This is a genomic window from Vibrio sp. 10N.237.312.B06, assembly GCF_041464685.1.
Classification (GTDB): Bacteria; Pseudomonadota; Gammaproteobacteria; order Enterobacterales; family Vibrionaceae; genus Vibrio; species Vibrio tasmaniensis_A.
In genome coordinates this window covers 1-5,543 of the sequence record NZ_JBFSPI010000145.1, presented here as the reverse complement: position 1 = coordinate 5,543, position 5,543 = coordinate 1, and the positions used below count along the sequence as shown (strand labels likewise).

The 5,543-nt window shown below is 45.2% G+C and carries 6 protein-coding genes; all 6 read left to right on the top strand.

Going from position 1 to position 5,543, the window contains the following annotated elements; genetic code table 11:
• On the top strand, positions 1 to 1,033 hold a 1,033-nt coding region (ftsY, locus tag AB6C75_RS22575), incomplete at its 5' end, for a signal recognition particle-docking protein FtsY (RefSeq protein WP_372109347.1).
• Positions 1,034 to 1,110: 77 nt separating this feature from the next.
• Positions 1,111 to 1,788 carry a cell division ATP-binding protein FtsE gene (gene ftsE, locus AB6C75_RS22570; RefSeq protein ID WP_009848236.1) on the top strand — a complete coding sequence of 226 codons (678 nt, stop codon included), beginning with the start codon at positions 1,111 to 1,113 and terminating at the stop codon, positions 1,786 to 1,788.
• Entirely contained in the window at positions 1,775 to 2,743 is a 969-nt protein-coding gene (gene ftsX, locus AB6C75_RS22565) for a permease-like cell division protein FtsX (protein ID WP_372109345.1), read from the top strand. Before ftsE ends, ftsX begins: the two co-directional genes overlap by 14 nt.
• 177 nt (positions 2,744 to 2,920) lie before the next feature.
• Entirely contained in the window at positions 2,921 to 3,778 is an 858-nt protein-coding gene (rpoH, locus tag AB6C75_RS22560) for an RNA polymerase sigma factor RpoH (protein WP_029223159.1), read from the top strand.
• Positions 3,779 to 4,219: 441 nt separating this feature from the next.
• Positions 4,220 to 4,540 carry a thiosulfate sulfurtransferase GlpE gene (gene glpE / locus AB6C75_RS22555; RefSeq protein ID WP_065679912.1) on the top strand — a complete coding sequence of 107 codons (321 nt, stop codon included), beginning with the start codon at positions 4,220 to 4,222 and terminating at the stop codon, positions 4,538 to 4,540.
• A 55-nt stretch (positions 4,541 to 4,595) separates the two neighbouring features.
• A complete protein-coding gene (gene glpG, locus AB6C75_RS22550) occupies positions 4,596 to 5,438 on the top strand; it encodes a rhomboid family intramembrane serine protease GlpG (RefSeq protein ID WP_012605025.1) in 843 nt (280 codons plus the stop codon).
• Positions 5,439 to 5,543 lie beyond the last annotated feature (105 nt).

Below are 5,543 nucleotides of genomic sequence, written 5' to 3'. Positions count from 1 at the left end.
AGCAGAAGCAGAAGCAGAAGCAGAAGCAGAAGCAGAAGCAGAAGCAGAAGCAGAACAGGAAGAAGTGATTGCTCCTCAATCTAAGGTTGAAGAAGTTCAAGAGAAGCCGACAGAAAGCTTCTTTGCACGACTTAAGCGTAGCCTAAGCCGTACTAAAGCAAACATTGGTGCTGGCTTCTTTGGTTTGTTCAAAGGCAAGCAAATCGATGAAGACCTGTTTGAAGAATTAGAAGAGCAACTTCTGATCGCCGACGTGGGTATGAATACCACGGTTAAGATCATTGAAAACCTAACAGAAAAAGCATCCCGTAATGACCTAAAAGACGGTGAAGCGCTTTATGGTTTGCTTAAAGAAGAGATGTCAGAAATCTTGAGCCAAGTGGAACAGCCACTGGTTGTTGATACCACTAAAACACCTTACGTTATCTTAATGGTAGGTGTGAATGGCGTGGGTAAAACAACCACTATCGGTAAGCTGGCGAAACAATTCCAAAGTGAAGGCAAGAAAGTTATGCTGGCGGCGGGCGATACCTTCCGTGCGGCAGCGGTTGAACAACTTCAGGTTTGGGGGCAGCGTAATGATGTTCCGGTTATCGCTCAGCACACTGGTGCCGATAGCGCGTCTGTTATCTACGATGCGATTGAAGCGGCGAAAGCGCGTGGTGTTGATGTTGTGATTGCAGATACTGCAGGCCGTTTGCAGAACAAGAGCAACTTGATGGAAGAGCTACGCAAGATTGTTCGTGTAATGAAGAAGATCGATGATTCTGCACCGCACGAAATCATGTTAACGCTAGATGCAGGTACCGGTCAGAATGCGATTAGCCAAGCGAAGTTGTTTAGTGACGTGGCACCAGTAACGGGCATTACGCTAACTAAGCTAGATGGTACGGCGAAAGGTGGCGTAATTTTCTCAATTGCTGACCAGTTCCAGATTCCAATCCGCTACATTGGCGTGGGTGAAGGCATTGACGACCTGCGTCCATTTGAGTCGAAAGACTTTATTGAAGCACTGTTTAGCCGCGAAGAGTAACGCGTGTAGCAAAGTGGTTTATCCTTAACCTGCTACCGTTTTAAATTTGATATGAGTGATCGTAAGAGGAATTTTCGGTGATCAAATTTCAGCAAGTGAGCAAAGCCTACCGAGGCGGACGACAAGCGCTCCAAAAAGTGGACTTTCATCTCAAACGAGGAGAGATGGCATTTTTAGGCGGGCACTCTGGTGCTGGTAAAAGTACCTTGCTGAAGTTGATCTGCGCGATAGAGCGTCCAACTGACGGACGTGTTTGGTTTAACGATCACGATATTACTCGTATCCCAGCCAAAGACATTCCCTTTTTACGCCGTAACATCGGGATTGTCTTTCAAGATCACCGCCTACTTATGGATCGCTCGATCTTCGATAACGTCGCTCTGCCTATGCGTATAGAATCTATTTCTGAAAACGAAATTAAACGTCGAGTCAGCGCCGCGTTGGACAAAACCGGTTTATTAGATAAAGCCCGTTGTTTGCCAAGCCAGCTCTCTGGAGGTGAACAACAACGGGTCGGTATTGCTCGCGCTGTGGTTAACCGTCCAACTCTGCTTTTAGCGGATGAACCAACTGGTAATCTAGATCCTGAACTATCGAGTCGTGTATTACGCTTGTTTGAAGAGTTCAACCGTGCGGGTGTCACGATCATGCTAGCGACGCACGATATCGGGTTAGTGAACACTCGCCCTCAATATCGTCATCTGGAATTAAACCAAGGCTTTTTGAGTGAGGTTGAAGATTATGGCCGCGAATAAGCGCATTAAGAAACCTCAATCCAATCGAGCAGCAAACCGGGCTTCAAGCGACGGTTTCTTTGTTGTTCATTGGAAACAAGCCAAGTCATCGTTCTCGCAAATGTGGCAGCGTCCGTTGGGTAACTTGCTGACGCTTGCGGTGATTTCAATGGCTTTAGCTATGCCCGCTTGTTTGTACCTACTGGGCAAGAACGTTGGTGAAGTGGCGCAAGATGTCACCAGCCCGTCACAAATTAGTGCCTATGTAGAGGATGGTATCCCTGAGCCGAGAGTCATGGTGCTTAAGGATGAAATCGAAAGTTGGGAGCAAGTCGATCTGGTTGAGTACATTTCTCCGCAGCAAGGTCTTGAAGATCTTAGCCAGTATTCTGGTTTTGAGGACGCCCTAACTATCCTAGATGATTATTCATTGCCAGGTGTGTTGGTGATTACGCCAAGCGTACACAGCGACACGTTAATTAAAGAACTGGCAGGCAAGGTTAAGAAGCAAGAGTTAGTCACCGATGTTCGTTTAGATGAAGATTGGTTAGCTCGACTGGATGCTATCAAAGCACTTGCGGCTGTCATCGTGATTACCTTAACTGTGTTGATGCTGGGCGCAGTATTTCTGATTATCGGCAACACATTACGATTTAATGTGTTGGCGCATAAAGAAGAGATTCAAACCATGAAGCTGATTGGTGCTACCGACAGCTACATTCTTCGACCATATTTGTATGCTGGAATGTGGTTTGGTGTTTTAGGTTCGATTAGCGCGTGGGTAATGACGGCATTGATTACCGTATTACTGAACAGTGCAGTGGATGACTTGGCTCAGCTGTACGATAGCCACTTCCGCTTAATTGGCCTGAGTTGGGATGAATCTTTATTGCTTTTGATCGTCGGAACCTTGCTTGGTAGTGTAGCTGCGAAGCTTTCTGCACAGCGTCATCTAAAAGAAATTGAACCAGTTTAGGTGAATAGAGTCATATTTATACGAAAAATAGGCAGTTCTTAACCAGTTTTTGCCTTGTATAGACGAATTGATTATGCATAATTACTTCCCCCTCCTTGAAACCTGTTCATTTTAGGTTCAAGATTGTCGGGTTTTAATAGATGTATTACTCCAGATCAGAGATTGATGAGGAACCGAATGGCAAACCAAGCGTATCAAATGGCTTTAGTCACACAAGATAGTTTAGATAGCTATATCCGCTCAGCGAACAGTTACCCAATGCTGACGCCTGACGAGGAACGTGGACTTGCAGAGCGATTACATTACAAAGGTGAGATCGACGCTGCGAAAGGCTTGATCCTTTCACACCTACGATTCGTGGTGCACGTTGCAAGAGGCTACTCTGGCTACGGGCTGCCAATGGCTGATCTTGTCCAAGAAGGTAACATCGGCTTGATGAAGGCTGTTAAGCGCTTTAATCCAGAAGTTGGTGTCCGTCTAGTCTCTTTTGCTGTTCACTGGATCAAAGCTGAGATTCATGAATACGTATTGCGTAACTGGCGTATCGTTAAGATCGCAACGACTAAAGCACAGCGTAAATTATTCTTTAACCTTCGTAAGTCTAAAAAGCGTTTAGGTTGGTTCAATAACGGTGAAGTTGAGACGGTTGCGCGTGAACTGGGTGTTGAGCCTTCAGAAGTTCGTGAAATGGAATCTCGCTTAGCGGCACAAGACGCGACGTTTGAAGCGCCTATGGACGACGACGACGGTGGTTCTGCTTACACAGCTCCAGTTTATTACCTAGAAGATAAAGCGTCAGACGTTGCTGAGACGGTTGAGGCAGCTAACTGGGAATCTCATACTAATAATCGCCTAGGTCTCGCATTGAAGAGCTTAGACGAGCGTAGTCAACACATTGTTCGCTCACGTTGGTTAGACGACAACAAAGCAACACTGCAAGACTTAGCGGATACCTATAGTATTTCTGCAGAGCGTGTCCGCCAGTTAGAAAAGAATGCGATGAAGAAATTGAAGCAAGCCGTTGGCGACTTCTAATAGCATTTAATTTTTAATAGTATTTGCTTTCGCATAGTAGCAAGCAAATAGCTTAATTTTGAAAAGGCCGAGATCGAGAGATCTCGGCCTTTTTGTTTTGGATCGATTTCTCAACTTTTGCGATCGAAATTTGCAAATTGATTTTGTGGATAACTCTGTGAGGAATTTATTCGCTAGCTGTCTAAAAGCAGGGTGTAGTAAGGCTTTGACAGGGTTTTTTGAGTGGGGATATGTTTCAGTTAACCCACAGTTAGATCAGGATCATTACTACATGTTGTGGATCTATTTTTAAAAAGGCACTTTATTCACGCAATTCACAGATTTATCCACAAATGGTGTAAAAGTGATCGCTGGTGGATAACCTTATTAAGTGGGTGTGATTGTTAGCCTTGGGATAGGTTACAATGGCAGCAAAGTAAATCAGTATAAAAAGAGAAAGTCATGGACCAGTTTAAACATATCGACGTTAAAGGCGCTCAAGTTCTTATTGAACAAAGTGAAGCTCGACTTGTCGATATACGAGATCCGCAATCTTTTGCGGTAGCCCATTCAGAAACCGCCTACCACCTGACTAACGATACCATGGTGTCGTTTATGGATGAGGTTGAGTTCGAACAGCCTATCTTAGTGATGTGTTACCACGGTATTAGTAGCCAAGGCGCGGCACAATATTTAGTGAACCAAGGCTTTGAAGAGGTATATAGTGTTGATGGCGGTTTCGAAGCTTGGCATCGTGCTGAACTTCCGGTGATTGCGGGTTAATAGCTTTATCACTTAAACGCTTCAAGCATCTCCATAGTATGAATAGGAAGTAACAATGATTAGATTGATGGTGTTAGACAACCCACGTCTTGCTCAAGCATTTATTGATTATATGGCCTCTCGTCAGATCCCTATTCAGATGTCTCCAGAGGGAGAAGGGCGTTTTGCTTTGTGGCTTCTTGATGGTCAATTTCAGGTTGAAACCGAAGCTGAGCTGAATCGTTTTCTTGCTGAACCCAATCATAAACGCTATCAAGCGGCGTCTTGGGATATGGCTGAGACTAGAAAGAGTAATTTCCATTACCACACGCCAAGCTTTTTGGGCATGATTAAAGCAAAAGCAGGTCCTGTGACACTGAGCCTAATGTTGGTGTGTGTGGTGATTTTTGCGCTGCAACAGATTGGTTTTGGCCAAGCTATTTTCAATGCCCTGCATTTCCCAGCAGTTGATGGACAGCAATGGCAGCTGTGGCGTTGGTTGAGCCATGCTGTTCTGCATTTCTCTGTTATGCACATCGCATTCAATATTTTGTGGTGGTGGCAGCTAGGTGGGGATATTGAGAAGAAACTAGGCAGCCTCAAGCTACTTCAGATCTTTGCTGTCTCTTCTGCGCTTTCAGGTGCTGGTCAGTATTGGGTTGAAGGGGCGAACTTCGGTGGTTTGTCTGGTGTTGTGTACGCTTTGGTTGGTTACTTATGGGTTGTCGGTGCGAAGGCGCCACAACTTGGTTTAGGTATCCCAAGACAGATTGTCGGCTTTATGTTGGTGTGGTTAGTGCTTGGGTACATGCAGCCATTTATGGCGATCGCCAATACAGCGCATTTAGCTGGCCTAGCCGCTGGTGTCATTATTGGCTTTATCGATGCGATGAAAGCACCGAGCTCGGCAAGAAGCTAACTCATTTTTTCTAGTGAGTAGCCAAACGATAGAGACAAAAAAGCGGCCAGATGAGCTAACACTGATCATTTAAGCATTTTCCTGATCAGTTGAACGATCCTACAG

Coding starts and splice junctions, on each gene's coding strand:
- glpE (WP_065679912.1), top strand. CDS start 4,220: ATGGACCAGTTTAAACATATCGACGTTAAAGGCGCTCAAGTTCTTATT.
- rpoH (WP_029223159.1), top strand. CDS start 2,921: ATGGCAAACCAAGCGTATCAAATGGCTTTAGTCACACAAGATAGTTTA.
- ftsX (WP_372109345.1), top strand. CDS start 1,775: ATGGCCGCGAATAAGCGCATTAAGAAACCTCAATCCAATCGAGCAGCA.
- glpG (WP_012605025.1), top strand. CDS start 4,596: ATGATTAGATTGATGGTGTTAGACAACCCACGTCTTGCTCAAGCATTT.